This is a genomic window from Candidatus Termitispirillum reticulitermitis, from assembly GCF_054655775.1.
In genome coordinates, this window is sequence record NZ_BAAIHG010000003.1 from 22,554 (window position 1) to 49,016 (window position 26,463).

Genomic DNA, 26,463 nt, shown 5'->3' on the forward strand with positions numbered 1-26,463 from the left:
CCCTTTTTTAGTAACTGACCTTGACCCCTAGTTGCTACAGCCATTATTATTCCCCCGCTATCGCCTTGTTGTCCTTATCTACGTCAAGCCCAAGCCCGCGTAGTTCTTTCATCAATACATTAAACGATTCCGGCATATTAGCCTCAAAACTATACGTACCATTTACTATAGCCTGAAACACATCTGTGCGCCCATCCGTATCGTCTGATTTAACAGTCAACATCTCCTGCAATACATGTGCAGCACCATAAGCATAAAGTGCCCAAACTTCCATTTCACCGAACCTTTGCCCGCCAAACTTCGCCTTGCCACCTAAAGGCTGTTGCGTTATTAGCGCATACGGACCAGTAGAACGAGCGTGCAACTTAGTATCAACAAGGTGATTCAGCTTCAACATATACATAACGCCGACCGTCACCTCTTGGTCAAACGGCTCGCCCGTGCGCCCATCATAGAGAATCGTCTGTCCATCTTCATGCAACCAACTTCCCTCGTCAGTAGCACGCGCTTCACCCATCCACGCCCTAATGTCCTCTTCTCTAGCCCCATCAAATACCTCTGTCGCCACATGCCTGCCAAGCATCTTTGAAGCAATGCCTAAATGCATCTCCAACACCTGCCCCACATTCATACGGCTAGGGATTGACAACGGGTTTAACACTATATCAACAGCTCTGCCATCTGGCAGATACGGCATATCTTCCTCAGGCAATATCCGTGAAACAACGCCCTTATTGCCATGTCTGCCTGCCATCTTATCGCCCACAGACAATTTGCGCTTTATGGCGATATGCACACGAACAGACTTCAACACTACCTTCAGCGACTTCATAGCACCCGCTATCATCTCATCGCTCTTTTCAACCTTTTCTTTCCTGTTGTCCCGCCTGTCCTCAGCACGCCTTACATCTTTCTCATAAGTATCATTCACACGTTTCATAAATGCCATAAACACTGACTTGTTATCAACATTCATAGACGACAGTTCGCTGAAACTCTTGCCACGCAACATATCAGCGGTAATAACACCCTTTTCACCTGAAAGCTTCTTGCCCACAAGCCAGCACGCAACGGCTTCGTTACGCGCATTCAAGAGCGCGCGCTTCTCCAGTACTAAATCTGCCTCTATACGTTCATATTCTTCAGCCTCTATAGCATTAGCGCGGTCATCTTTCTTATTGCGACGAGTCGTCATCACCTGAACCTTTATGACAGTCCCCTCAACGCCAATAGGCACACGCAGAGAGGCGTCCTTTACATTGCCCGCTTTATCGCCGAAGATAACCCTTAACAGCTTTTCTTCAGGTGTAGCCTGCGTCTCGCCCTTAGGCGTGACCTTGCCGACCAATATATCGCCCTCTTTAACCTTGGCTCCTATACGTATTATCCCGCCATCGTCAAGGTCGCGCAATGCATCCTCGCCGATGTTCGGTATATCACGGGTAATCTCCTCTTCGCCCAGCTTGGTGTCCCTAGCCTCTACCTCAAAAGCCTCAATGTGTATAGACGTAAAGGCGTCCTCCTTTACCACACGTTGAGAAATAAGTATTGAGTCCTCGTAGTTGTAACCCATCCATGGCATTAACGCTACAACAGTATTATGCCCCAGTGCCAGCTCACCACCATCAGTAGCAGCACCATCAGCAATAGCATCGCCTTTCTTAACCAGCTCGCCCGGTAGCACCGTAGGACGGTAGTTAATACAAGTGTCCTGATTGCTACGGCGATACTTCACTAGGTCTATAATATCTACCCCGAAACCACTCTTATCATCAGCATACCTAACAATAATCTTGTTAGCATCAACGTAATCAACTACGCCATCATGCTCACACACAACAGCAGAACCTGAATCCTTAGCAAGTTTCCCCTCAAGACCAGTTCCCACAATAGGCGCATCAGTCTTGATTAACGGCACCGCCTGACGCTGCATATTAGAACCCATAAGCGCACGATTTGCATCATCGTGTTCCAAAAATGGTATCAACGCCGCCGACACCGACACTATCTGCATAGGTGCTACGTCCATCAGCTGTATATTAGTCTTTTCGGTCACAACCGATTCGCCCATACGCCGTGCTGTTACGTGGCTGTCCATTATCTCGCCACTGCGCTTATCTATCATAGTATTGGCTTGCGCAATATACGCATCCTTACCGTCTATCTGCTCCTCTTCATCTATCGCCGTCATATATCTAGGTGGCTCGTTCGGCACTATCTTGCCATCTATGACCCTGCGATACGGCGTAGTGATAAACCCATACTCATCAGTCTTAGCATAAGCAGTGAACGAGGTAATCAGCCCAATGTTCGCACCTTCTGGCGTTTCGATAGGGCAAAGCCTGCCATAGTGCGATGTATGCACGTCACGCACTTCAAAACCTGCCCTGTCACGATTAAGCCCACCAGGACCAAGCGCAGATAGTCGCCGCTTGTGCGTAATCTCCGACAATGGATTGATTTGGTCCATAAACTGCGATAGCTGATAGCTACCAAAAAACTCACGAATCGCCCCAGATAAATGTTTAGAGTTGCTAAGCAAATCTTGCGGAGTGCCACTCCTGCTGTCATCACGCAAGCTCATCTTTTCCTTAACATTCTTTTCCATACGGAACATACCCACACGTATTGAGTTCTGCAACTGCTCACCCACCGAGCGCACACGCCTATGTCCCAAATGGTCTATATCATCAACCTTATCCTGCCCTATACGAACACGCTCCAACAGCCTGATAGTCTCCACGATATCCTTATCGCTAAGGGTGGTGAGACTTGCAGGCTCCTTCAAACCGAGCCGCTTGTTTAATTTAGTCCTGCCAATCGGCGAAATATCGTATTTCCTAGTATTACGGAATAGGTCGCCAAAATACCTGTTAGCGGACTCCTCCGTGATAGGTTCGCCCGGTCTAATCGCTTTAATAATATCTATCTTGGCAGCGGTAGCGGTCATAATCTTGCGGTCAAACTCCAGCGTCTCACGGATAGATTTGCCAGTAGTAGCCTCATCAACAATCAAAACACTGAAATCCTTGATGCTAGCCTCACGTAATTTGTCAAGCACCTCTTCAGTCACGGCAGTATTAGCCTGCGCCAAAAGCTCGCCTTTATCATCAACTATTTGAGTTGCAAAATAACTAGATACAAGGTCTTCAGTTGTCAGCGGAATGCGTTTAATAGCTGCACGTTCCAGCTTGCGAACAAGCGTCTTGGTAATAGGAGTGCCTGCTGCTACCAGCACTTCACCACTAGCCCTTAAATCAGAACTGAACTTGCGATTCAAAACAGTATCTTTATTGAAAGCAATCTCAAAACCATTCTTCGTAATTAAAATTTTCTCCGATTCATAGTATTCACCGAGAATATCCTCCTCAGTCATACCAAGCGCCTTTAATAGCCTAGTAGCTGGTATCTTACGTTTCTTATCTATGCGGATATACATCAGCGGCTTTGAATCAAACTCAAAGTCTATCCACGAGCCACGATAGGGTATTATACGCGCAGTGTATTCGTCTTTGTCAGTAATCTTGCTATGCTCAACTTCAAAGAATATGCCGGGCGAGCGATGCAACTGACTAACAACCACACGCTCAACGCCATTTATAATAAACGTGCCGTATTTCGTCATCAAAGGCAGGTCACACAGATAAATAGGCGGGTCCTCTTTAACATCCTTTTGCCGCTTCTTGCCGTCATCATCAGTATATGTAATCAAACGTGCCTTTATCTTCAAAGGTGCCGCATAAGTAACGTTATGCTCAATAGACTCATTAGGCGTATATTTAGGCTCATCTATAATATAGCCCATATACTCCAAACTATACATCTCATTGAAATCTTTTATGGGGAATACCTCTTGAAAAACCTTTTCAAGCCCCTTGCTTGCCCGCCTATCAGCAGGAACGCCATCTTGCATAAATTCCTTGAATGAATTGCGCTGTATCTCAATAAAATCGGGCAGTTCTATCGTTTTCGGAATTCTTGAAAACGAATGGCGGGTGATAGGCTCATTAGCCCTCTTAACATCAGAGTATATCGTCAAAGGAATACTAGAATAGCCGTCACTGGCACCGCCACCAGACACAGACTCTGCAACAACAGCAGACTTTGCTGTCGGCAGTGCAATATTTTTTTTAGTCGCAGGCTTCTTAACTGGTGTCTTACTAGCTACTGATTTCTTTTTATTTTTATTATCTGCCATCGTTTCACCCAAGTATTTAATACGCACGAACACACTCTAGCTGCACATAAACAATGCAACATCGCCATAAACGCACGGACACCGCCCCGCACCTAACTAGTGCAAAAGGCAGTGCCCGTAAAATATCTGGTTATTTAACTTCTACCTTGCCACCAGCTTTCTCAATTTCAGTTTTAATCTTATCAGCTTCTTCTTTCTTAACGCCAGTCTTGATAGGCTTCGGTGCCTCATCAACTACGGCTTTAGCTTCTTTCAAGCCAAGCCCAGTAGCCTCGCGGACAACCTTAATAATAGCAACCTTGTTTGCGCCTACCTCTTTTAGGACAACATCAAACTCAGTCTTTTCTTCAACAGCAGGAGCAGCCCCGCCTGCAGCAACTGCGACAGCAGCCACAGGAGCAGCAGCAGATACGCCGAAAGTTTCTTCCAGTTCTTTCACAAAATTAGCCAATTCAATAACAGGCATATTTTTAATAAACTCAACAACATCAGCTTTAGTAACAGCCATGATAATCTCCTTGTAATAACCTTAATTTTACGCTTACTTCTTGCCCTTGATAGCGTTAAGCACATTCAAGAAACTCCGCGGTATATTGGCAAGCAACGACACGAAGTTCTGATAAGGAGCCTCCATGGTAGCAAATAGCTGGGCGAGCAGCTGTTCACGTGAAGGCAGGTCGGCAATGCGGAGCACTTCCTTACCTGAAAGGAACACTCCATCCATAATGCCCGCTTTCACAGCTAAAAACGGGAAGTCCCCAGAGAACTTCTTCAACGTCTTAGCCGTAGCGGCAAAATCTTTACGAACGACTACTAGCACGGTGGATTCCACTAGAAATTCGTCCAAACTATCTATCTTACTGCTGTTCAACGCCTTCCTTAAGAGTGTGTTCTTTACAACGCGAAAATCGTTGCCTCCACCCTTAATGGCACGCCGAACAACGTCCATCTGGGGAAACGACATGCCCTTATAGCTTGCGAGCACTATCCCCTCGGCGCCTGAAATCTCTTCAACAACGCCCTTGCTAATCTCAATTTTCTCTTGTTTCTTCAAAACCAATCTCCTCAAGCAGCGGGTTGGCGTATATTTACCAGTCTAGGCAGGACTTACATCCGCTATATAGCGGAAACCTGCTTTCTACAACCTGCAACTTTCCTCTTAAATTATAGCTCGCTAATCAACTTGCTCACATCTAGCCTTATACCAGGTCCCATAGTAGTAGATATCGCCACTGAGCGGACATAAACGCCTTTACTAGATGTAGGCTTCGCCTTAACGATAACATCCATGATAGTCTTTAGGTTGTCAACGAGCTTCTTTACATCAAAACTCTTCTTCCCAAAACCAACATGCACAATACCAGCCTTTTCAACGCGAAACTCAACCATACCTGATTTAACCTGTTTCACGATATTGGCTATATCGTTCGTCACTGTGCCAACTTTCGGATTAGGCATTAACCCGCGGGGACCCAGCACACGCCCTAACTTGCCCACCTGAACCATCATATCAGGTGTGGCAACAACACTGTCAAACTCCATCCAGCCGCCTTCCACCTTAGCGACTAAATCCTCAGCTCCAACCACATCAGCCCCAGCAGCTTGTGCATCCTTCGCTTTATCGCCCCTAGCAAAAGCAAGCACACGCACAGTTTTGCCCGTGCCATGCGGCAAAACAACACTACCCCTAACCATTTGGTCAGCATGTCTAGGGTCAACACCAAGCTTGACAGCAAGCTCAAGAGTCTCGTCAAACTTGGCAAATGCGACCTTCTTCGCTAACTCAATAGCCTCAGTAGCACCATACAAAGTGTTACCATCCACTGCAGAAACCGCAACAAGAAACTTCTTGCCAGCTTTAGCCATACCAATCTCCTTTTCGCAAAACAACATTCCGCTTCAGCAAAAAATCGCTAAAGCTCCTGCGCTTTGCTCCCGATATATCTCAATACGTCATTACGTTAAAATGACGTCCACGGTGTTGCCCACATATAGCAAAGTCCAAAATAGACTTCCAATAAATATTTGGAAGTCTATAAGGATAATACAAGTATTTGCAAATTGCAAGCAGAAAGTTGCAGATTAATTAATTTAATTCATGTTATTTTAGGTTAAATGGTTTCAGTAGCTTATCAACTTCTACGGGTTTGCCATTTGCGTCATCAACTATTACCTTTGCGAACACCCAGCCTTTAACCTTGTTGGGGTTCACGCCAGCAGCAATAAATGGTGCTGGTTCTAACACAAAAACAATATCCTTGTCATTAGTGTCAATGTCTTTAGCCCATTCAAAGAGGTTTCCGTCACCGAGATTCACGCCATAATGGTCCAGTGCACTATGATAACCTACGCTAGAACGGTGCTCCTTTATTATCTGCTTATAGGCAACAGCAGGCGTTGCCCTACCGTCAAATTTTTCCTTGCCCAGTTTCGTGCCTACCATAATGCTCTGACTATTGCCCATACCAGTATCCATCACGTCCATAAATGTAATGTCTTGCGGCAATTTTGCTGGGTCTAACCCTGCTGCTACGAACGGCTCCGCATTGAAAGCTAACATCACATCGTGCTGAGGGCTTGCACTATAATCCCAGCTCCAGATAAAATTTGCCTCTCCGTCTGGTGCAGCCAACGTCCAGCCGCCGTTCATATCGTCCTTTGACACCAGCGAGTTAGCCACATCCAACAACCTATCAAAAGACTTTGTTGATTCGTCAGCTACAACGTCTAACTTTCCGCATGCACTCATAGCTAAAAGTGTTGATATAACAACAGTTAGCGTTAAAAACTTAAACACAATTCGTTTCATCTTACTTCTCCTTTGTTTTTTGCAGCCATAATCCGACCGCTATTGCCAATACAGGCACTATGCAGTGCCAATGACTCTGTAAAAATTCCATAGAAACTTCCCCTATTTCGCAACAACCGTAATAGTGCTGCGTATCATACCCATCCAGCAGGTATATGCGAAACGCCCTGCCTGTCTAGGCGTGAACTCTATAACATTTTCGCCAACCTTGAACTGGTGCTGTATCCCATACTCACGGATGAGCATCCTATAATTACAGCCGTTTATAGTCCCCTGTGGCACATCTATTATCCATCGCACGGGGATACCCGCCTTCACGGTAATAGCAGGATAGCCCCAGCCATCTAGCTTAGAACGGACTACCTGTTGTCCACCCGTATTCTCAGACTGATATGCGGCGAGTTCCACCTCGTCAGCTTGTCCAGCTACCGCTACACTGGGGATAATACTATCACCCATGCCAGATACCCCCCAGCCGTTAGAAAACATCGTCAGTCCAAGTGCTGCAACCACCACTGCACCAGCTTTCATCGCCTTTGCAGTCCACTGTCCACCTAATGCTGAGCTGAACACCCCTAGCGCAAACATTGCTGGAGTCGTTCCAAGACTAAACATAAACATTGATGCTGCCCCAGCTATAGGGTTTTCGGTGGACAAGGCGTATAATTGCATCGCCTGTAAAGGACCACAGGGCATAAACCCATTCAATAAACCTACAATTAGCGGGCTTTTGCTTGAGCTTTTAGCGGTGTTAACCCTTGCAGACAGAAATCTTGGCAGACGGAGGTTAAAACGGCGCAGGACGGTGAACATCCCTAACATATTCAACCCCATTATAACCATAAAAATACCTGCAAACATCTGCACCGCCCCCTGAAACCTGCCCGATACAGTCAAAACAGAGCCTAGCGCACCAACCAAGCCGCCGACCAACGTGTATGATACAACCCGACCTGTATTATACAATATAGCTGGCTTTAGTAGCGTGGTGCCATTTCCGTCCGCTTGCGGGATTGTTTGTGATAGATTTATTCCGCCACACATAGCAAGGCAGTGGACAGACGTAATCAAACCAATAACAAACAACACCCCGTAGCCCATCCCCGCCTCAGCCAGCGGAAACGATGTCGCTATAGGAGACACGCTGACCTGCCTAGCTAGCATATAAAGTGCAACAATGATTATCCCATAACCTATAATCTGTGAGATTGTTTTTTCTGACTTTTTAGCTTTATTAGTTATAATTTCATAGCCAAGTTTTTCTATAACAGCTTTGAGCTTTGCTGGGTTTGTCTGCCAGCCATCATAGCTGATAGTAGCTACTCCCGCAGCATAATTCACATCAGCACACTCAACGCCACCAGTGCCCTTAAGTGCTTTTTCAATCCTATTTTGGCAGTTTATACAGCTCATTCCGCCTATATTCAACGATAGTTCCCTCATAACGTACTCCTTTCCAAATACTATAGATACTTTTTCATATAAATGTGAATAAATTGTGTGCGGAGAATTATGCTCCCCTGCTTTCGTTGACACCCTCAACTATTGTAAATGTTGTTCCCCTGCCCAGTTCGCTTTCAGCCGTCAGTTTCCAGCCGTGCGCCACTACTATGGCTGATGCTATTGCCAGCCCGATGCCTGAACCACCAGTTTCACGCCCGCGCGATTTATCTACGCGATAAAACCGTTCAAATATATGTGGCAGACTTTCCTCATCAATACATATACCACTATCTGATATTCTAAATATAAACTCTGCTGAATTTTCAATGCTAATATGCCCGCTGTCAGTGTATTTCACAGCGTTTGAGACTAGGTTTATAATCACCTGTTTTATGCGGTCGTAGTCGCCATATATTAAAATACTTCTTGTTTTAATGTTTAGCGCAAGCCCTTTTTTCTTTACGGCTACGGCAAATTGCGCCGACACGTTATTTAACAGTTCTTGCATATCAAATTCACTCTTATTCAATGTAATCTTGTCCCATTCCAACCCAGTAAGCAGGCTTAAATCCTCCACCAGCTTTGACAGTCGCTTTATCTCGTCATAGCAGCTTGCTAGTAGCTCTTTTGTCGGCTCTAGCACGCCATCTGACATCGCCTCAATGCTACCTTGCAAGCAGGCAAGAGGTGTGCGCAATTCGTGGGCAACATCAGCCGTCAGCTGTTTTTGTCGCCGCTCCATCTCGGCTAGCTGTGTCGCCAGCTCGTTTATAGAATGCGATAGCTCAAAAAGCTCGTTAGTTTTATAATCTTCTCGTATACGTATATTCAGAGTCTCACGTTTAGTTCCGCCTGTGTAGAATGCCGCTATCGCTTGCGCCGCAACGCTAGCCGTGTTGATAGGGTTTGCGATACTATTCGCCAGCAGTATTGATATAGTAGCACTAAGCACGACAAGCACTGCAGTGGCAATGGCGAGCACCCTATTCAGCGATTTTAAGAACTGCTCCTCCGTCTCAGTGTAGAAATATGGTCCAAAGGTAGTAATATTCAGACTGCCGACTAATTTATCTGCTGACACGATAGGGTAGTCTATATTTTGCAGTTCCCCCTTAACGCCGTGCCCCATCTCCATTCTTTTCGTAATATTGCCCATCACATCAAGACAATGCTGCATATCCATATCGTGCGCATCCCAAATGATGTTACCCGCTACTCCCTCTAGGCGAGCGATATAGCCCTCGTGGACGAATAACATGCCGATAGCTTCTAGTGTGGCTAAATCAAACGCATTGTTCGCTGGAACATAGGCTTCACTAAATGCCCTGACAATTTCTGCGTTGCGCTGGCTAATGCTGTCTTTAACAAAACTTTCAAATAGTTTAGAGGAAAAGATGTTGATAGCCACCGTTAATATAACTAGCGACAGGCTAATAAATAGAATATATGTGATAGTAAGGCGTTTTTTCAGACTAATCATCCAGTTCCCCCGCAAATCGGTAGCCCATACCATAGACCGTCTGGATAAACTTAGGCGACTTCGGCTCATCAGCTATCTTCTGTCGCAAGTTTTTGATATGCGTATCTATAGTTCTATCAAAGCCGTCAAAATCTTCCCCCTTAATATTATCTATAATCTCATCACGGGTGAATACCTTAGCAGGGTGCGTCATAAAGAGCCGTAAAATCTCATACTCATTGCGAGTGAGTGCTAGGGACTGTCCGTCAAGTGTTGCCTGTTTATTTTCAATATCTAGGGCAAGCGAGCCTGATACCAGACGCGCGGGGATAGCTTTAGTCATACTGCTACGCCGCAAAGCTGCCTTGACGCGGGCGACAAGCTCCTTTAAGCTGAACGGCTTTGTTATATAGTCATCAGCACCAAGCGCAAGCCCGTTTATAATGCTCTCTTCATCAGCTTTAGCGGTCATCATTATTATAGGCAGAGCTGACCTCTCACGCACCTTGCGACAGATATCCTCACCCATAACATCGGGCAACATTAAATCTAGCAGCAATATATCAATAGCGTTTGATTCTATGCTTGCGAGTGCAGACTTGCCACTGGCAGCACCCAGCACCTCAAAGCCACTGCTCTCAAGATACGCCTTAACTAGGGCAAGTATCTTTAACTCATCATCAACCACTAAAACAACAGGCTTTACGTTCATATACGAAGAATATACCCTAAATATGAGCGAAATATGAAGTGTTAATTTTTCTTAAAAAAAACCTTGACACCATAAAACTAATCCTATATAACCTATTAAAATAATATGATTACTATGTAATTAAAATAAAAGGAGAGTTATTATATGGCTACATTAGCAACAAGGGCGGTTGTTAGCAGTGCACGAGTAGTTCGTGAACAGAAGAGAGGAGATGTTGCTTTTGAATGGCGGGTATTGCTACCATTAGTATCCCTTGTCATCGTATTGGGGGAGCATACATTTTTGCCCGCATATCAGGACTATGCTGTTAAGAGGCTAGCATATTTCACCAACCTGCTATACATACTGATAGGTGTTTTTAGTGTGCTTGCACTCGTCAGTGCCTTTAAGGAGCGGTTGCGAGAAAAATTGGTATTTAAGGCTGATATATACGCTGCTGGTTTCCTGCTACTGGGGCTTTATGATGTTATTACGCTTAAATTTAACGTTGTTCCTAGCCTATATTTTCCTGCTCCTGAGCGAATTATCGGCGTATTTGCCGAAGACTGGTTATTCTTGTTGCAATGCCTTGCGTATTCAATGCGTCTGCTCTTGGGTGGGTTCTTTTTAGGTACATTTCTAGGCGTCCTCACAGGCACGCTCATCGGCTGGAGCCAGCGAATCAACTACTGGGTTATGCCATTTATACGTATGGTGGGACCTATCCCCTCTACGGCGTGGATACCTATTGCGTTGGTGGTATTCTTGAAACCTACTAGCGCATCGCTGTTCCTGATTGCGCTTGGAGTGTGGTTCCCTACAACAGTCCTCACAAGCTCTGGCATTATGAACGTGCGCAAGAGCTATTTTGAAGTCGCAAGCACACTCGGTGCCAGCACGCTCCGCAGTATATTTACGGTTGCGCTACCTGCTGCTGCTCCTAGTATATTTGCGGGGATATTCAACGGTACGTCAGCTTGCTTTTTAACGCTGATGGCTGCTGAGATGATTGGTTGCAAGTTCGGTATCGGCTGGTATATTAACTGGCAACGCGAAGTGCTTGCTTATGCAAACGTCTATGCATGTCTGATAGTTATAGCTGTGACGTTCTCATTCCTAATAGGTATGCAGTTCAATATCCGCAATAAGATTTTGAGCTGGCAAAAAGGAACTATCAGATGGTAGGCGTTATTGATGTTCTGAAAGTTCGCAAAGTATTCCTGCAGAGCGACGGGAGCGAGTTCACCGTTCTAAATGACGTAGAGCTTCGCTTTGATAGCGGAGAGTTTGTGTCGCTGATAGGACCATCGGGCTGTGGCAAGTCAACGCTACTGCGAATTATTGCTGGGTTAGAACATGCAGACAGCGGCACTATTAGCTTAGACGGCGAACCGATTACCACACCCGGTTCTGAACGTGGCTTGGTATTCCAAGACCCAACGTTATTCCCGTGGATGACTATCCAAGAAAATATCGCTTACGGATTGCGGGCACGTGGCATATATGACCAAGAAAAAGACTCTATTCCTGACTTTTTCCACCTTGTAGGGTTAGAAGGCTTTGAGAGTGCCTATCCGCACCACTTATCAGGCGGTATGGCGCAACGTGCTGCCATTGCCCGTGTGCTAGTCAACAGACCAAAAGTGTTGCTGCTGGACGAACCACTCGGCGCACTGGACGCATTTACTCGTATGAATATGCAGGACGAGATATTAAAGATATGGCAACAACAGAAGATGACAACTATTTTGGTCACCCACGATGTAGATGAGGCTATATATATGGCTAATAAGGTCATAGTGATGTCTGCACGCCCTGCCAAGATAGAAAAGATTATTGATGTGGGTATCCCTAGACCGCGCAGGCGAGATAGCACAGAGTTTTTGCGACTGAGGGCAGATATTTTAGGCACGCTACACTTTGCGGGCGGGGCACAAGAAAGTGAGCTGTTTGAGCGCGGTCTTGGTGTGTGAGATAAATCGGTGTGTAATTTTCATAGGAGGCTATATATGAAAAAATTAAGTGTCATTGTATCGCTATTGCTGTTGTGCGCTAGTGCTGTGTTTGCAGCACCTGCACCAGCAAAGGGTGCAGCTAAGGGCGACTACGTCCTGAAGATAGGCTATGCAGTTCAAGGCGGACTTTGTGAAGCTCCTTTCTATATCGCTATAGCTAAGGGCTTTTATGAGGAAGAAGGACTGAAGTATGAATGGGTTAATGTGGAGCCTGGCACGGCTATGAACCTGCTAACCACCGGTCAAATTGACGTAGTAAATAACTTGCTTGCTACGTTGATTGCGCCACTAGCTAACGGGTTGGACGTGAAAATCCCGCTTGCTTTGCACACTGGTTGCGTAAAGCTACTTGTTAAGCCTAATTCGCCTATCAAATCAGCGGCTGATTTAGCACCTGTTAACGGCAAGAAAAAGAAAATCGGCGTTGCTAGCATGAATGCCAGCACGCGCGTGATTCCTGCCCGCGTCATTGCTAAGCTGGGTATTAACCCTGATACCGATGTAGAATGGGTAATCTATCCTAACGCTGAACTGCCACTTGCACTTGAAAAGGGACTAGTTGACGCTATCGGTTCTGGCGACCCTGCTGCAACGATAATTGAATCGCAAGGCAAAGCCCGTGTTGTTATTAACAATGCTGATGGTGAACTAGCTCACGAATTTTGCTGCGTGACTCCAGTGCGCTCAAAGACTCTAAAAGACCACCCAGAAGAAGTGGCTAAGTTCCTGCGCGCACTACAAAAGGCAGCTAAATGGGTTCAAGAGCACCCAGATGAAACTACGCAAATACTCTATGAAAAGAAGTATATTGCGGGCGACCCTAAACTAAACGCTAAAGTTCTAAAAACCTATAGCTATAAGGCATCAGTTTCAGAGGCTAAAACAGCGATAGAACGCAATGTTCGCGACCTGCAAAGTATCGGTATGCTAAAGAAAGACGTTGACGTAAAGAAACTTGTCAACAATACATACTATGCAGTGCCAGGTGTGCCAGATTCATTGTTCGGAAAAGGTTCTAAATAAACACTAGAGCGACGTGACTGTGCTCTCCCCAGCCATTCCAGCCTTAATGGGGTGATGGGGAGGGCACAGCTTTATACAAATTTATATTGACAGCGGAATAAATATTATTTTACAATGCCCTGTTCTACTAATTTTAGGAGCACTTGATGCAACGTCACTATAACACACACACACACACACACACACAGCAAGAACCGTGCCAATCTGAGCGCAGACAGAGACTAACCAATGCCCTAATTTATGCGGCAGTGTTTGCCGTCATATTTGTGCCGCTAGCTATGCTGACCACCTACTGGCAGTTTTCCGATTCGTTCAAGGCAACTTACTTTATGGTGTTAACTCATAAAATATCCTTTGCAATAGAGTTGTTTGTGGGCTTTTCAGTCTTATTCTTTATATCTAAAACCAAGAAAACAGCTTTTGCGGTAATCTCGGCTATATGTCTGTTGCAGTTATTAGAGGGTGGCTTACTCTCGCTAGGGCTACCAGAGCTTGACGGGAATACTGCAGCATATAATTCGCTACCTAGAAAGGTGCTTGATAGTCTGCTGTGGCTGTCTGTTATCGCAACATTTGTCTTATGCAGGGACAAAATATATAAAAACAGTAAATATATGCTTCTTGGTTTATCAATATATGCGGTAGTCTGCACTGCTGATGCGTATCGCTCAACATTAAACAAATCAAATAACTTTGATATTGGAAATGTGCAATGTGAGGCTTTATGGAAACAGCTCACATTAAATGAACAAAACAATGTCTTAATGTTGTTGCTAGATGCCACATCAGCAGAGGTAGTAAAAGATGTGTTCGGCGAGCATCCAGAACTAGCCGCAAAGTATAACGGATTTATCAATTTCACAAACAATCTAATGACAGGTGGTGGCACAACGGAAGCAATTCCTTCTATTATGACTGGATTATACTATGATACTCCACAGCTTGCAGAACATATAAATCGCATTGTGAACGCAGATTCGTCTCTACTCAACTATTTTGACAAACGAAAGTATAAAGTTGTGTTTTCTAGCATGATTGGTGTATGTCTTCAAAATATTGGCGAGTTGCAACAAGAAGAACCGTCGTTGCATACGCATGGATTTATGAGGATTAGAATTGATAGGATAGCGAGGTTAATGCGGGCACCATATATATTCAAGAGACAAATACTTATAGACGCACCATCTACAGGTAGGGGGCACTGGTCTTTTGATAACGTGTCTTACGTATATCCGCAAGATTCACGGCTAGATATGACTCGTCATTATCTAGAGGTTAATGCTGTTTCAGACATTCCAACGTTTCAGTACGTTCACTTTATGGGCGGGCACAGTCCCCTCATCGCTAATGATGACTGCTCGGCAGATATGAAACGACATAAAGACGGCAATTATTCCAACTATTATACACAGGTCTATTGTTCGCTGAAAGGAACAGCGGACATATTGCAGGTGCTAAAAGATAAAGGTGTGTATGATAACTCTACCCTAGTGTTGCTTGGTGACCATGGCTCTATAAATAAGCCAAATCGCACTCAAAAACTGGGCGACTTCTACTCTTCGCCTGTAACCCCTTTCCTTATGCTCAAGCCTAGAGGTAACAAGTCGCCTCTCAGAAACGATAGGACGCCAACTAGCAATATTATGGTGAACACGTTCCTAAAGAAATACGCTGATAGTGGCTACTCTATGGCAGAACGGGATATAGTTAAACTGCTACACCAAGATGTTCGCAAAACCGTGACTCGTGATGAACACTCTCATAGTTTTGAATCAAGTTTTGTTGATACTAACTACAAGCTACTTAATTCACAGAAAACTATTTTTGACCGCACTGCTTGGGCGGCATCATTAAAACCTGTTCGTGCCAACTACCGATATGTGCTCACTCGTCTTACTGAAGTCCCAGATTTAATGTATGACAGTGAAATTTATTGGACAGCATACAATATAAAAGACAACTCAACTCTTACCTTTAGAGTGCCAAAGAAAGAAGAATATTATACCCTAACCATTGAAATTGGACTTTCTCATATTCCTAATAGCGCAGAAACGCCAAGCGGCTTATCGTTATCGGCTTTTGCTGGCGACTACTCTGTAAGCAAAGCATACCCAGCATCTCCCAAAGATATTGTTTTAACTATTCCCGTTCGTTCAGACAATACAGGGCTTGTGAACGTGCGACTATCAAATGACACTAACAGGCTGATGTATTTGTCAACTATGGAACTTGAATATTAGAGGTTAAAAGAACAGGCGGGCAAATTGCCCGCCTGTTCTTAATATTTAATAGCAAAACTTTTTATATTACTGACTCAACGATTGCCTTGAAGTCGTCAAAGTTGCCGATAGCAAGCTCTGATAGTGACTTGCGGTCAATATCTACATTCTTTTTCTTCATTCCGCCAATCAACCTAGAATAAGATGTATCACACATCTTAGCCGCAGCAGATATCCGCACTATCCACAGCTTGCGCATATCGCGCTTTTTCGCCCGCCTGTCACGGTAGGCATAAGCCAGCGCGCGCTCCGCAAACGGACGCGCTATATTATAAACGTTCTTAGCACGTCCCCTGAAACCCTTGGCAAGGGCTAATATCTTATTTCTTCTCCTACGGGTTTTATACCCGCCTTTAGCTCTAGGCACAGTAGTCCTCCTTAATCGTTACAACTAACATTATGCATAGGGTAGCATCTTTCTAATAGTTCTAGCCATGATGCCGTCTGCCACACCAGTTTTGCGCAGGGAGCGTTTACGCTTGGCAGACTTAGTCACTAGTATGTGTCTCCTGCCTTTCCTAGCAAACAATGCCTTCCCGTTGGCAGTTATCTTGAAACGCTTTTTCGCACCCTTATGCGTCTTTACTTTTGGTTGTTTCTCCGCCATCACCTTTACTCCTTTTATTCTCAATCGTTTGCCTCGGTGTCACAACTATATTATGCTGCCTGCCGAGCAATTCAGGCTTCTTCTCAGGTGTAGCTATATCATCCACATCTTTTACTATGCGGGCAAGCAACTCTAACCCGTGATTCTGAAAAATTATCTCACGCCCTTTGTAACGTATCACAAGCTTTACCTTATCGCCATCCTCCAAAAACCTGCGCAGATGTTTCAGTTTAACCTGATAGTCATGCTCCTCAATCTTCGGGCGATATTTTAGTTCTTTTATATCAACCTGACTCTGTCGCTGCTTCTTACGCATCTCCTTGTCGCGCTTAGTCTTCTCAAACCTATATTTGCTATACTCAACTATACGGCAAACAGGCGGTTTAGCCATAGCGGAAAGCTCTAACAAATCAAGCCCTTTCTCACGAGCTATGATAAGCGCATCTGCCAACGAAACAACACCATGCTGAGAACCATCGTCTAATACAAGACGCACCTCGCTGTGCGGTATATCTTCGTTTATCCTATCCTTTTCAACTGTGGGCTGAGCTATACATTACCTCCATAAATCCAGCGTTTTTGTAGCGTCAAGAACGCCTAGTATATCAATATATTTCAAAAAATCAAGAGAATTTTTATTTTCTCCGTTTCTCAACCTAATAGACACGTTATTCGCCTCTTGCTCCGATTTGCCGACAATCACCATATGCGGCACTTTCATCAGCTGAGCCTCGCGAATCTTAAAGTTTATCTTCTCATTGCGCAAATCAGTCTCTATCCTGAAACCTTTTAGTTTTAGCTCATTAGCAATTTTCTTCGCGTATTCAGCTTGACCGTCTGTAATATTCATCACACGCACCTGCTCAGGTGCCAGCCAGAACGGGAATGCGCCTGTAAAGTGCTCTATAAGCACGCCGATAAATCTATCAATAGAGCCTAATATCGTCCTGTGCAACATAACGGGGCGTTTTTTCGCGCCATCTTCCGCTATATACGATATATCAAAGCGTTCAGGCAGGTTAAAATCGCACTGGATAGTAGAACACTGCCACGTCCTGCCGATAGCATCCTTTAACAATACATCTATCTTAGGTCCATAGAATGCACCATCCCCCTCGTTGATAGTATATGGCAAGCTACGTTTATCCATTGCGCTGATGAGTATCTTGGTCGCCAAATCCCATATTTCAGGGGTGCCAACGTATTTTTCTGGTCTGGTAGCAACTGCATGCGTGAACTCAAATCCGAACATAGTAAAAATGTCTTTAATCAGGTCTAGTATGCCGCCAATCTCTTCTTCAAGTTGGTCTTCACGGCAGAATAGGTGGGCATCGTCCTGCGTGAACGCCCGCACACGCATTAGCCCATGCAGAGCACCCGATTTCTCATGTCTATGAACGTGCCCCAACTCAAACATACGAATAGGTAGGTCGCGATAGCTGCGTAGTTCCGATTTATACATTGCTATATGGTTGACACAGTTCATTGGCTTAATACCGAACGCTGTGTTGTCAACTTCTGTAAAATACATGTTTTCGCGGTAGTTGTCGTAGTGCCCCGAACGCACCCATACGTCCTTTTTTAGCAACACCGGACCATAGACCACCTTGTAATCGCGCCGCAGATGCTCATGTCGCTCGTATTCCTCTAACGTAGCACGCAACTGACCGCCACGTGGCAGATATAGCGGGAAACCCGCACCAATCTCATCATCAAACATAAACAAGCCTAGTTGCTTGCCTAGTTTGCGGTGGTCGCGCCGCTTTGCCTCCTCAAGCATATTCAGATAAGCATCTAAATCTTCTTTCTTGAAAAATGCAGTGCCGTATATGCGTTGCAACATTTTGTTCTTTTCATCACCGCGCCAGTATGCGCCCGCAACTGATAGTAGCTTAAAATGCTTAATTTTGCCCGTTGAAGGCACATGCGGTCCGCGGCAGAGGTCAGTGAACGCCCCCTGCGTGTATAGAGACACGCTTTCAGTGCCGAAATCTCTCGCTAAATCCTCTATAAGCTCTACCTTAAAATTTTCTTCCAGCTTAGCAAACTTCGCCACAGCATCCTTTATAGGGACTTCACTGCGAACAAGCTTGTCGTCTTGGGTAGCAAGACGCACCATCTCCGCTTCAACTTTTTCTAAATCTTCAGGAGAGAATGCACCGTTGTAGTCAAAATCGTAATAAAAGCCGTCATTTATAACGGGACCAATTGTAACCTTTGCGTCCTTAAAGATATTCTGAACGGCATTTGCCATTAAGTGTGCAGTGGAGTGACGCAATATATCCAATGCGTCTGCATCAGGTTCTGCTATTATACGCACTTTGTCGCCACTCTTTAATACAGCAGACAGGTCGCGCTTTTCGCTATTCACCTCTGCGGCGATAGCCTTTTGTGCTAACCTTTTTGATATGGTTTCCGCCAAGACGTAAGCCGTAGCCCCGTCTGTCAGTTCAATATTTTTTCCGTCTGGAAGTATTATATTTACCATAGTAGTTCACTCCTTCAACGTTATTTATCGGTTTTTATGCCCAGCGGAATTGCAGGGTCAACTGCAACACCTTGCACATACAGGTGCAAGTGCAGGTGCGGTCCAGTCACCCTGCCAGTCGCGCCTACCAGTCCAACCACGTCGCCAGTTTTTAGTTTATCGCCCTTTTTTACAAGGAGTTTTGACTGGTGCATATATACCGTCATCACGCCCAAACCATGGTCAACAAATACGCACCTACCGCTGTAAAAGAAGTCTGCCGTCAACACAACCGTGCCATCCATTACTGCGTGAATCTCATCACCCTGCTTTGCCCTGAAATCAAGCCCAGAATGAATGCTGTTAGGTTTGCCATTGAATACGCGCCTTATGCCGTAGCCGTCTGATATATCCCCCTGCACTGGGCGTGCAAATGGAATAGTCCACAGCTTATCGGTGCTGAACGTTTTAATAGCCTTGCCAGCAAGCACACGCTCTTTAGCCGCGCGCTCCCTGTTTTCTTTGCTAACTTTAATAAACTTTGGGTCAACAGTTAACTCCTCATGCTCGTATTCTCTATCAGCTACATCTATATCCAGCGAACCTGATAATTTTCTGCCGTCAGTTTTTCCCGACACCTCCAAAGTGAACTTTCCATGTTCATCATACCTAGCGGGCAACAGAAATTCTGCGCTAGACTCGCCATTATCAGCTACAATGGCTGGAATATCGCGCTCAATTCCCTGCCATTTGATATGAAAGCTCTCCACTGTGATGTTGCTATTCACAGATACGAAAAATGGCTGTCCGCGTGCAGGCAGGCTAGGCACGCTGATGTCAAGCCCGCTAGCCGCAAACGTCCGCATTAGTATGCCCAGAATAAAGGCAATAGCAAATAATATTATAATCCGTTTCAATATAGCTCCTAAATAATCATTTAATTCTAAATATGCCCTTGATACGATTTGAACGTACGACCTCTGGATTAGGAATCCATTGCTCTATCCACCTGAGCTACAAGGGCTTGCGTATCTGAGGTGGCAGTATCACATAAAGTTTAGGGCTTGTCAATTGCAAACTTTATTGCCGCCTTAGCGAGCGCAAGAGTAGCGTCAATTATTTAGGGTAGTCTCTTTATTTTTCCACGTGTAATACCAGTTTTCTAAATTCCAGACTTTGCCTAACGCAAGTTCAATAGCAACAAACACCTTGCCTTTAGCTGTGATGACGTATTCGCCATCAGCAGTCTTTTCAATGAGGTTTCTGCCCGCAAGTTCGCGGTAGCGAAAGCGGTCGTAAAACTCCTCGTTGCTCAACATCTTATCTACATCGCCTTTTAATACTTTGCCACCATTATCAGCCGCGTGGAATAACATATTATAGGTCAACGAACGTTCTATATTCCACGCCGTGAACCACGAAAATGTCGCAAACGAAAAGGTATATACTAGAAATATTAAGATTGCTATGAAGTGGGTACAACCACGCATCTTTTTTAAGAATAATACCCCACCCGCAGCACCAACAAGCGCAGAGACTATGAGAGACGATGCAAGCACGGTAAGTGGCAACATAAAGGCAAAACGCCACAACACTATTAAGGTTAATGTAAGAGCTAGTGTGGCTTTTGTAAAAAACCAAAGCTGATAGGAAAAAGACACATTCATCTGAAAATCCCCCATTAAATCATGATATGGGGTGCACTAATGCACCCCCAACTAAATACAGAATATCTTACAGATAGATGATTTGTGCTAACACATAACCAACTACGCAAGACGTAAATACGCCTATCAAACCAGGTAGTATGAAACTATGGTTGATAACAAACTTGCCTATATGCGTAGTGCCACTGCGGTCAAACTGAATAGCAGCAAGGTCACTCGGATACGTAGGCAGTATGTAGTAGCCGTAGCAAGCTGCGGCAAACGCTATAATAGTCCCAACAGGAACACCTATAGATAATGCCAACGGCACAAATGCCGATATAGCAGCTGCCTGTGAATTAACGAACTTAGACACTACCAGTAGCATAACCGCATAAGTCCACGGGTGTGCCTTTATGATTTCGCCAAGCGTTGACTTCATCATTGGGATATGTGAAGAGAACATTGACTCTGCCATCCACGATATGCCGAACACGGCAACAAGTGCTATCATACCGCTACGGAATACTTCATTCTTAGAAATCTTGTTGGCGTCTACCTTAGTGAATATTATAATCAGCGCACCAGCAAGTAGCATAAACATTTGAATAACAGCAACCATACCCATCTTCGCCATCTTGCCGTTAGCACCCGCCCATTCAGGACGGAAACCCGTAATGCCAACTACACCGACTATAGCAATAACGGCTAAGAATATCCACATCGCTAGCCAGTAGCTAGATGGCAACACTTTATCTAACAGCGTAGTGCCTTCACCATACACATACTTCTTTACTTCAGGGTCCTTTATACGTTCTTGGAACTCTTCGTCCTTATCAAGGTCTTTGCCACGAAACCAGCTAAACGCACCTATAGCAAGCACACCGCAGAGCGATGACGGGAACGTTACGGCAAGCAAACTCCAGTGACTGCTGAAACCAGCAGGAGCATTGCCCGAGCTTAATATGAACGTAGCCAGAGATACGACAGCTACTGAAACCGGACTTGCGATAATACCCATCTGTGCCGATACGGTTGTTGCAGCCATAGGACGCTCTGGACGTATGCCATTATTTATAGCTACGTCGTAGACGATAGGCAGTAGCGTATAGACCACGTGCCCAGTGCCACACAGGAAAGTTAGCACAAAGGCGCACAGTGGAGCTACTATGCTGACAAAACGCGGATTCCAACGCAAAAAGCGTTCAGCTATCTGCAGCATTACGTCTAGCCCACCAGCCGCTTGCAGTGTTGCGCTGGCAACAACAACCGCTAGGATTGTAAATATAACATCCGTAGCAGGAGTGCCCGGTTTTACGTGAAATACAAAGGCTAAAACTACCAGCCCTATGCCACCAAGCAAACCTAGCGCAATGCCACCTTTGCGTGCACCGTAAAATAAGCAGGCGATAACTAGGATAACTTGAACTAACAACTGAGTTCCTTCGCTCATACTGGTGAAAAATGAGATACCATTCATATCGCACACCTCCAAAAGTATAATAAAACTATCGCATTATACAAAATTTGTCAAACGAGCAGGTAAATTATTGCCCATAGCTTACGTGTGCCAATGCTATCTCTAAAGTTTTTGTGCTGGCAAGCCGATATTGATTGTGGGTAATAGTTGCACAAGGTGGTAAAATTGGGTAAGATAGATATACTGTTTTATGGGTTAGGCTTGTTCTGCTACCTCTCTATAATGATTTCGCTTAGAGACCAATCAGAGAAGCTAGCCGAGTATGAAGAATACTTCAAAAAGAGAGCTATTTATGCTGACCGTTTGGTAGAGCAACGACGCAGGGAGGCTGAGGCGCGCAATGTGGCATCGCGCAAATCCAAGAATAGACTTAGTGCTTTCTCTAAAGAAAATGCAGCCGAAGCAGCAAATGGTGAGGCGACCAATGAGGTTGCCCCTGATGATACGACTGGCAACTCTGAATTGTAAGGGCGGTATGATAGATGGGACAAATGTTTCAACGCGTAAAGGGATTTCAAGATATACTGGGTGACGACTGCTTATACTGGCAATACGCAGAAGATACTATCAAAGCCATATTCAAACAATACTCTATATCAGAAGTTCGTCTGCCTGTGCTAGAGAGGACAGAAGTTTTTAATCGTGGCATAGGTGGCACAACAGATATTGTAGAAAAAGAGATGTTCACTATGGACGACTCCTCTGGTGGTGGCACTCTCTCGCTACGTCCGGAAGCTACGGCGGGCATTGTCCGTGCGTATATTGAAAATGGGCTATATAACCCGCCAATTTTGCATAGATTTTACTGCATAGGTCCGATGTTTCGTAAAGAGAATCCACAAAAAGGACGGTTTAGGCAGTTTGTGCAGGGTGATGTAGAGTTTCTAGGCTCGTCCTCTCCACTCACAGACGCTGATATTATCGGAATGTTGATGAGCTACTTTGATAAGCTAGGGCTTGGCAAGTTTGTCAAGCTTGAGTTAAATAGCGTGGGTTGCCCTAAATGCCGTCCATCATATCAAAAAAAACTGATAGATTATTTTAATGGACACGCTGGAGAGATGTGTGAAGACTGCAACAGGCGACTAGAGCGCAACCCCTTGCGTGTGCTTGACTGCAAGCAACAAAAGTGCAGGGAGTTTATAAAAAATGCTCCAATAATGCTTGATGAACTATGTGATGAATGCAAGGAACATTTTGACAATGTTCAGTATTATTTAGGCTTGCTGAACGTTCCGTTTGTTATAAACCCGCTAATGGTGCGCGGACTAGACTACTACGTCCGCACAGCTTTTGAGGTTGTGACCGATAAGCTAGGGGCAGCTAGTGCTGTGGGTGGCGGTGGCAGGTATGATGGACTGGTTGAGACGCTTGGCGGTCCTAGCACGCCTGGGATAGGCTTTGCTATCGGTATGGATAGAGTAGTCGCTCTGTTAAAGGAAGTTAGCACAGTGGAGAAGTTGCAACCGCTGGTATATGTAGTAACATTTGGAGATAAGAGCCTAGAAGAGGGACTGAAAGTTTTAACACGCTTGCGCTCACTGGGTATTGTGGCTGAAATAGACTACGCTCAAAAAGGGTTAAAAAATCAGATGAAAAAAGCTGACCGTAGCGGGGCAAAGTATGCTATCATAATGGGCGAGGACGAGTTGGCACGCGGTGTGGTATCCGTCCGAACTATGGCAAACTCCTCACAGGAGGAGATGAGTCTTGAAAACTTTTATAAATTGATTAAGGAGTAATTGAACTATGCTGTCAAATATGGACGACTGGAGGCGCACGCATTCGTGTAATGCACTTTCGCTAAAGAACGTGGGCACAAGCGTATTGCTCATGGGCTGGGTTCACCGTCGCCGCGACCACGGGGGCGTTATATTTGTGGATTTGCGCGATAGAGAGGGCATTACGCAAGTAGTGTTCAATGAGGCAGCACCTGAGGCGCAAAAGACAGCCGACCAGTTGCGCAGTGAATATGTTATAGCTATTAAAGGCACGGTTCGGGCGCGTCCAGACGGGATGAAAAATGAAACGCTTGCCACAGGCGAGATAGACGTGTTGGCTGATGATATACGCATATTGAATACTGCACTTACACCGCCGTTTATGCTGGACGAATATAATCAAACATCTGAGGATGTGCGGCTTAGATACCGCTATATTGACCTGCGTCGCCCGCAACTGCAAAAAAATATTATATTGCGGCACGAACTAACTAGGAGCATTAGAGAATATTTTTATGCTAACGGTTTTTTAGATATAGAAACGCCATTTCTTACTGTATCAACGCCTGAGGGAGCTAGAGACTATCTTGTGCCTAGCCGTGTAAATCCGGGCAAGTTTTACGCCCTACCCCAATCGCCACAACAATTTAAGCAGCTTTTAATGATGAGCGGATTTGAAAAATATTTTCAGATTGTCCGTTGCTTTAGGGATGAAGATTTGCGAGCAGACAGGCAACCTGAGTTCACTCAACTGGACGTGGAGATGAGTTTCATAGACAGGGTTGATATTATTGAGTTGATAGAGGGTTTAATAGTAAAGCTGTTTAAGGATATAAAAGGGGTTGCTCTATCCCGCCCATTCCCTACTATGACTTACGCAGATGCTATGGAACGATATGGACATGATGCGCCTGACACCCGTTTTGAAATGTATCTAAAGACTATCAATCATCTAGTTGCTGATTGTGGCTTTGCCGTGTTTGCCGAAGCTGCTAAGGGGGATGAAAGCACGGTTAAGGCGGTGAACGCTAAAGGGGCGGGGCTGAAATTTACCCGTAAAGATTTAGACGGATTGGCTAGCTTTGTGGAAACGCTTGGAGCAAAGGGGCTAGCATATATTAAGATAAACAATGACGGCTTGCAGTCCCCTATTATCAAGTTTTTAGGTGATGAATTGACGAAAAAAATTGTGGCAGAGATGGATGGACAGGCTGGAGATATAATATTCTTTGGTGCGGGCGATACGCACACCGTGAACCTGTCGCTATCTAAACTACGTATAAAGATGGCTGATATGCTAGGGCTTATAAAACCCGAACATTTTGCCCTCACGTGGGTATTAGACTTTCCGTTGTTAGAATGGAACGAGGATGAAAAGCGTTATGTGGCTGTCCACCACCCATTTACCGCGCCTATGGACGAAGACGTGCCACTCTTGTCTAGTGCACCCAAGAAAGCTCGTGCCAAAGCCTATGACCTAGTGCTGAATGGTAGTGAGATAGGTGGTGGCAGTATACGTATACACAGAAGTGACGTGCAGAAATCTATGTTTGAACTGATGGGGTTCAAAGATGAGGAGTTAAAACGCAGATTCGGCTATTTTGTAGATGCACTCAAATACGGCACCCCGCCACACGGCGGGATAGCTTTCGGTATAGACCGCGTTGCGGCGATATTTGCGGGGGCAGATTCAATCAGGGACGTTATAGCATTCCCGAAAACACAGAAAGCCACTGATATGATGTGCGATGCACCTAACATCGTGGACGACAAACAGCTACGTGAACTACACATAAAGACAAGTGTTATAAGTTAGTGCTTGACAAAATATAGGTTTTATGTATAATATGTTAGGTAGGTTTCAGGTGGCACTGCTCATTTCATTATTGGTTGCTGGTTTTGCGGGCATTGCTTCCGCTGACGATATGACGACTCTGAGCGAGATTGAATATGCAATTGAGCATAAGTATAGCGATGGTTGCGGTAAAAGGTTGTTTAATGAACTTATTGCTGATATTGCTAATGCTAGGGCGTTGTTTGCAGATAAGAAATATAGCAAAGCTAATAACGCCACTAATGACGTTTCTGCTCGCTACGATGAGTTGCTTGCCAAATATTTTGTTGCGGCGGGCAAGCGTGGCGGACTGATAGATAGGATATCTGTGGCGGTGGCAAACGCTACGGATGGCAGAAATGGGCAGGATATACAAAAGGCGAACATACTAGCAAGCGAAGCAAGAGTGTTGCTAGATGGGTGCGATATACTGGCTGCTACGATTAAGATTGAAGAGTTAGAAAAAGGAGCGAGTAAATGAAAAATAAAATAATGCTCAAACTGATGTATAAGTCATTGTTGCTTGCTGTTGTAATGCTGTTTGCGTTATCAGGTTGCGGGGATGAGCCTTCTACCGCTAGTTCGTCTAGGGGAAAGACTCCAAAAGGTGCGTGTGCAGATGTAGCTTTCAAAGATAGTCGCGCTACGCAGACGGCGGCAGATGAATTGCGCGCAAAGGGTGATACAGCTGGTGCGGCTAAGCTGGACACTACATATAGGAAACAATATAGTGCTGATATGAAACGCTACGATAACCTAAAGGGTGTTAACGACAAATATTCTGCCACCCT

24 protein-coding genes and 1 tRNA gene are annotated in these 26,463 nt (G+C 45.0%); 9 read left to right on the forward strand and 16 right to left on the reverse strand.

From position 1 onward, the window contains the following. Positions 1-46: 46 nt before the first annotated feature. From rpoB to AC1MDJ_RS00890, 8 genes are all read right to left on the reverse strand, one after another. The gene (gene rpoB / locus AC1MDJ_RS00855; RefSeq protein WP_479689060.1) at positions 47-4,198 is read right to left on the reverse strand and encodes a DNA-directed RNA polymerase subunit beta; all 4,152 of its coding nucleotides are present in this window, start codon (positions 4,196-4,198) and stop codon (positions 47-49) included. A gap of 130 nt (positions 4,199-4,328) precedes the next feature. After that, positions 4,329-4,706 (reverse strand): 50S ribosomal protein L7/L12, encoded by a 378-nt coding sequence (rplL, locus tag AC1MDJ_RS00860; RefSeq protein ID WP_479689061.1) that lies wholly within the window; start codon positions 4,704-4,706, stop codon positions 4,329-4,331. A 33-nt stretch (positions 4,707-4,739) separates the two neighbouring features. Beyond that, positions 4,740-5,252, reverse strand: coding sequence for a 50S ribosomal protein L10 (rplJ, locus tag AC1MDJ_RS00865; RefSeq protein ID WP_479689062.1), 513 nt, complete (start codon positions 5,250-5,252; stop codon positions 4,740-4,742). A 110-nt stretch (positions 5,253-5,362) separates the two neighbouring features. Continuing rightward, the gene (gene rplA / locus AC1MDJ_RS00870) at positions 5,363-6,064 is read right to left on the reverse strand and encodes a 50S ribosomal protein L1 (protein WP_479689063.1); all 702 of its coding nucleotides are present in this window, start codon (positions 6,062-6,064) and stop codon (positions 5,363-5,365) included. A gap of 235 nt (positions 6,065-6,299) precedes the next feature. Further along, positions 6,300-7,007, reverse strand: a complete 708-nt coding sequence (locus AC1MDJ_RS00875; protein ID WP_479689064.1) for a hypothetical protein — start codon at positions 7,005-7,007, stop codon at positions 6,300-6,302. A 102-nt stretch (positions 7,008-7,109) separates the two neighbouring features. Then, positions 7,110-8,450: an urease accessory protein UreH domain-containing protein gene (locus AC1MDJ_RS00880; RefSeq protein ID WP_479689065.1), complete on the reverse strand. Its 1,341-nt coding sequence runs from the start codon at positions 8,448-8,450 to the stop codon at positions 7,110-7,112. 67 nt (positions 8,451-8,517) lie between these two features. Continuing rightward, positions 8,518-9,930 (reverse strand): sensor histidine kinase, encoded by a 1,413-nt coding sequence (locus tag AC1MDJ_RS00885; protein WP_479689066.1) that lies wholly within the window; start codon positions 9,928-9,930, stop codon positions 8,518-8,520. Next, positions 9,923-10,621 (reverse strand): response regulator transcription factor, encoded by a 699-nt coding sequence (locus AC1MDJ_RS00890; protein ID WP_479689067.1) that lies wholly within the window; start codon positions 10,619-10,621, stop codon positions 9,923-9,925. Before AC1MDJ_RS00890 ends, AC1MDJ_RS00885 begins: the two co-directional genes overlap by 8 nt. A gap of 144 nt (positions 10,622-10,765) precedes the next feature. Here AC1MDJ_RS00890 and AC1MDJ_RS00895 point away from each other — a divergent pair, with 144 nt between their 5' ends. From AC1MDJ_RS00895 to AC1MDJ_RS00910, 4 genes are all read left to right on the forward strand, one after another. Continuing rightward, positions 10,766-11,785, forward strand: coding sequence for an ABC transporter permease (locus tag AC1MDJ_RS00895; protein WP_479689068.1), 1,020 nt, complete (start codon positions 10,766-10,768; stop codon positions 11,783-11,785). Continuing rightward, on the forward strand, positions 11,779-12,573 hold the full coding sequence (locus AC1MDJ_RS00900) for an ABC transporter ATP-binding protein (protein WP_479689069.1): 795 nt from the start codon (positions 11,779-11,781) through the stop codon (positions 12,571-12,573). The genes AC1MDJ_RS00895 and AC1MDJ_RS00900 overlap by 7 nt, the downstream gene beginning before the upstream one ends. 36 nt (positions 12,574-12,609) lie before the next feature. Continuing rightward, positions 12,610-13,638: an ABC transporter substrate-binding protein gene (locus AC1MDJ_RS00905; RefSeq protein WP_479689070.1), complete on the forward strand. Its 1,029-nt coding sequence runs from the start codon at positions 12,610-12,612 to the stop codon at positions 13,636-13,638. A 146-nt stretch (positions 13,639-13,784) separates the two neighbouring features. Beyond that, on the forward strand, positions 13,785-15,878 hold the full coding sequence (locus AC1MDJ_RS00910) for a sulfatase-like hydrolase/transferase (RefSeq protein ID WP_479689071.1): 2,094 nt from the start codon (positions 13,785-13,787) through the stop codon (positions 15,876-15,878). Positions 15,879-15,939: 61 nt separating this feature from the next. On the opposite strand, the gene rplT is transcribed toward AC1MDJ_RS00910, so the two are convergent. The 8 genes from rplT to AC1MDJ_RS00950 all read right to left on the reverse strand — a co-directional run bounded on the left by rplT (position 15,940) and on the right by AC1MDJ_RS00950 (position 22,108). Then, on the reverse strand, positions 15,940-16,284 hold the full coding sequence (gene rplT / locus AC1MDJ_RS00915; RefSeq protein ID WP_479689072.1) for a 50S ribosomal protein L20: 345 nt from the start codon (positions 16,282-16,284) through the stop codon (positions 15,940-15,942). A 30-nt stretch (positions 16,285-16,314) separates the two neighbouring features. After that, positions 16,315-16,524 (reverse strand): 50S ribosomal protein L35, encoded by a 210-nt coding sequence (gene rpmI / locus AC1MDJ_RS00920; RefSeq protein WP_479689073.1) that lies wholly within the window; start codon positions 16,522-16,524, stop codon positions 16,315-16,317. Continuing rightward, on the reverse strand, positions 16,490-17,077 hold the full coding sequence (infC, locus tag AC1MDJ_RS00925; protein WP_479689083.1) for a translation initiation factor IF-3: 588 nt from the start codon (positions 17,075-17,077) through the stop codon (positions 16,490-16,492). Before infC ends, rpmI begins: the two co-directional genes overlap by 35 nt. Positions 17,078-17,080: 3 nt before the next feature. Further along, on the reverse strand, positions 17,081-19,012 hold the full coding sequence (gene thrS, locus AC1MDJ_RS00930) for a threonine--tRNA ligase (RefSeq protein WP_479689074.1): 1,932 nt from the start codon (positions 19,010-19,012) through the stop codon (positions 17,081-17,083). Between the two features lie 20 nt (positions 19,013-19,032). Then, a complete protein-coding gene (locus AC1MDJ_RS00935; RefSeq protein ID WP_479689075.1) occupies positions 19,033-19,908 on the reverse strand; it encodes a M23 family metallopeptidase in 876 nt (291 codons plus the stop codon). Positions 19,909-19,941: 33 nt separating this feature from the next. Continuing rightward, a tRNA-Arg gene (locus tag AC1MDJ_RS00940) sits at positions 19,942-20,015 on the reverse strand. A gap of 88 nt (positions 20,016-20,103) precedes the next feature. Next, a complete protein-coding gene (locus AC1MDJ_RS00945) occupies positions 20,104-20,658 on the reverse strand; it encodes a hypothetical protein (RefSeq protein ID WP_479689076.1) in 555 nt (184 codons plus the stop codon). 67 nt (positions 20,659-20,725) lie between these two features. Then, on the reverse strand, positions 20,726-22,108 hold the full coding sequence (locus AC1MDJ_RS00950; protein WP_479689084.1) for an anaerobic C4-dicarboxylate transporter: 1,383 nt from the start codon (positions 22,106-22,108) through the stop codon (positions 20,726-20,728). A 174-nt stretch (positions 22,109-22,282) separates the two neighbouring features. Here AC1MDJ_RS00950 and AC1MDJ_RS00955 point away from each other — a divergent pair, with 174 nt between their 5' ends. From AC1MDJ_RS00955 to AC1MDJ_RS00975, 5 genes are all read left to right on the forward strand, one after another. Beyond that, entirely contained in the window at positions 22,283-22,585 is a 303-nt protein-coding gene (locus AC1MDJ_RS00955) for a hypothetical protein (protein ID WP_479689077.1), read from the forward strand. 14 nt (positions 22,586-22,599) lie between these two features. Beyond that, positions 22,600-23,859, forward strand: coding sequence for a histidine--tRNA ligase (gene hisS / locus AC1MDJ_RS00960; protein WP_479689078.1), 1,260 nt, complete (start codon positions 22,600-22,602; stop codon positions 23,857-23,859). 7 nt (positions 23,860-23,866) lie between these two features. Next, the gene (gene aspS, locus AC1MDJ_RS00965) at positions 23,867-25,654 is read left to right on the forward strand and encodes an aspartate--tRNA ligase (protein WP_479689079.1); all 1,788 of its coding nucleotides are present in this window, start codon (positions 23,867-23,869) and stop codon (positions 25,652-25,654) included. Between the two features lie 22 nt (positions 25,655-25,676). After that, complete coding sequence (locus AC1MDJ_RS00970) at positions 25,677-26,153, forward strand: hypothetical protein (RefSeq protein ID WP_479689080.1); 477 nt, start codon at positions 25,677-25,679, stop codon at positions 26,151-26,153. Continuing rightward, the coding region (locus AC1MDJ_RS00975) for a hypothetical protein (protein WP_479689081.1) at positions 26,150-26,463 on the forward strand (314 nt) is incomplete at its 3' end. The genes AC1MDJ_RS00970 and AC1MDJ_RS00975, both read left to right, overlap by 4 nt.